The 2,021-nt window shown below is 63.1% G+C and carries 1 pseudogene; it reads left to right on the top strand.

Going from position 1 to position 2,021, the window contains the following annotated elements:
- Positions 1 to 89 precede the first annotated feature (89 nt).
- Positions 90 to 2,021 (top strand): annotated as a pseudogene (locus I55_RS13640) (hypothetical protein); the annotation flags it as partial.

Here is a 2,021-nt window from a genome sequence, read left to right as displayed (position 1 = left end):
CGGTTGCAGCCTCAGCTTTGATATACGCTGGTCAACAGTACGTACCTACGTATCAGTTCCAGGACTTGAGTTCGGATGGTGGCTACTTCGTGCTGAACGGGGTGGTTCAGCCGGTGGGTGGCATCATCACCGTCACATCCGCCCAGTTGGCAGGGCTGCGCTTCGTGGCGGGAAGTGTGGCCGCCACGGATGTCGTCATGGTGCGCCTCAGCGACGGTGTCGTTTGGACGGAGTGGGAACCCACGCTTGTCAACACAGTCGTATCCGCCGGCCAAGCCAACCCCGGATCGGAGACGGTTATCAATGCGCAGCTGGCCAGTGACCAGACGGCGCCGTCGGTGGCGATCCTGGCGGACGGCAGCTATGTGGTGGCATGGCAATCTGCGGGGGAGGACGGTGCCGGCTGGGGCGTTTATGCCCAGCGGTTCACGGCGGGAGGCGGGAAGATCGGTGGCGAGTTCCGGGTGAACACGACCACCACTGGCGATCAGAACGCCCCGACCACGGTGGCGCTGGCCGACGGCGGCTTCGAGATTCTGTGGCAGCAGAACGCTGGCGCGGTTTATGGGCAGCGCTATGACGCCACCGGGAACGCGGTGGGCGGCCAGATCAGTGTTGCCAGCGGAAGCAGACCGGTCGCGACCCTCCTGGCGAACGGCAACCTTCTGGTGGCGTGGGTCTTTTACGATGTGAACACGGGCAACTTCATCAAGGGGCAGATATTCGACGGCAACGGCACGGCCATCACCGGCCAGTTGATGCTGTCGACTTACCTTGGTACCGGCAGCTATGCCCAGGCGGCGTATCCAGCGGTGACGGCGCTGGCGGACGGTGGATTTGTCGCCAGTTGGGACTTTAGCATCGCGCGTTATGGCGAGGACGTGTTCCTGCAGCGGTTTGACGCGACGGGCAAGGCGGTCGGCGGCTACACCGACATTCTGGGCGGGCCGATAGCGGGGGAGCAAATTTATACCTCGATGGCGGGCCTGAAGGACGGCGGTTATGTCGTTGTCTTCGCCAGCACGGGCACGGGGGACACGTCCACGACGCATAACATCCTGCTGCGTCGCTATGCGGCGGATGGCAGCGCGGTTGGTGCCGCCATCCAGGTCAACACCTATACCGCGGACGACCAGACCCTGCCCAAAGTCATCGCGACGTCTGATGGCGGCTACTTGGTCACCTGGGCGTCGAACGGGGAGGATGGCAGCGGCTTTGGCATCTACGCCCAGCGCTACGATGCCGGTGGTGCGGTTGTGGGTGGCGAGTTCCGTCTGAACGACACCACCGGCGGCAACCAGACCCAGCCGGTTTTAGCGATGCAGCCAAATGGCGACTATATCGCCATATGGGCCAGCCAGACGGCCGATGGCTATGACATCATCACCAAGAATTTTACCGCCGTCGCGCCCTATTCCGACGGACGTACAGTGTTGTTAGGAGCCCAACAGTCGGTTGCAGCCTCAGCTTTGATATACGCTGGTCAACAGTACGTACCTACGTATCAGTTCCAGGACTTGAGTTCGGATGGTGGCTACTTCGTGCTGAACGGGGTGGTTCAGCCGGTGGGTGGCATCATCACCGTCACATCCGCCCAGTTGGCAGGGCTGCGCTTCGTGGCGGGAAGTGTGGCCGCCACGGATGTCGTCATGGTGCGCCTCAGCGACGGTGTCGTTTGGACGGAGTGGGAACCCACGCTTGTCAACACAGTCGTATCCGCCGGCCAAGCCAACCCCGGATCGGAGACGGTTATCAATGCGCAGCTGGCCAGTGACCAGACGGCGCCGTCGGTGGCGATCCTGGCGGACGGCAGCTATGTGGTGGCATGGCAATCTGCGGGGGAGGACGGTGCCGGCTGGGGCGTTTATGCCCAGCGGTTCACGGCGGGAGGCGGGAAGATCGGTGGCGAGTTCCGGGTGAACACGACCACCACTGGCGATCAGAACGGCCCGACCACGGTGGCGCTGGCCGACGGCGGCTTCGAGATCTGTGGCACCAGAACGCTGGCGCGGTTTATGGGC

This window comes from Azospirillum sp. B4, assembly GCF_000333275.1.
GTDB lineage: Bacteria > Pseudomonadota > Alphaproteobacteria > Azospirillales > Azospirillaceae > Nitrospirillum.
Note: the sequence above shows the minus strand (reverse complement) of the source record. Positions and strands in the feature narration are given on the sequence as shown.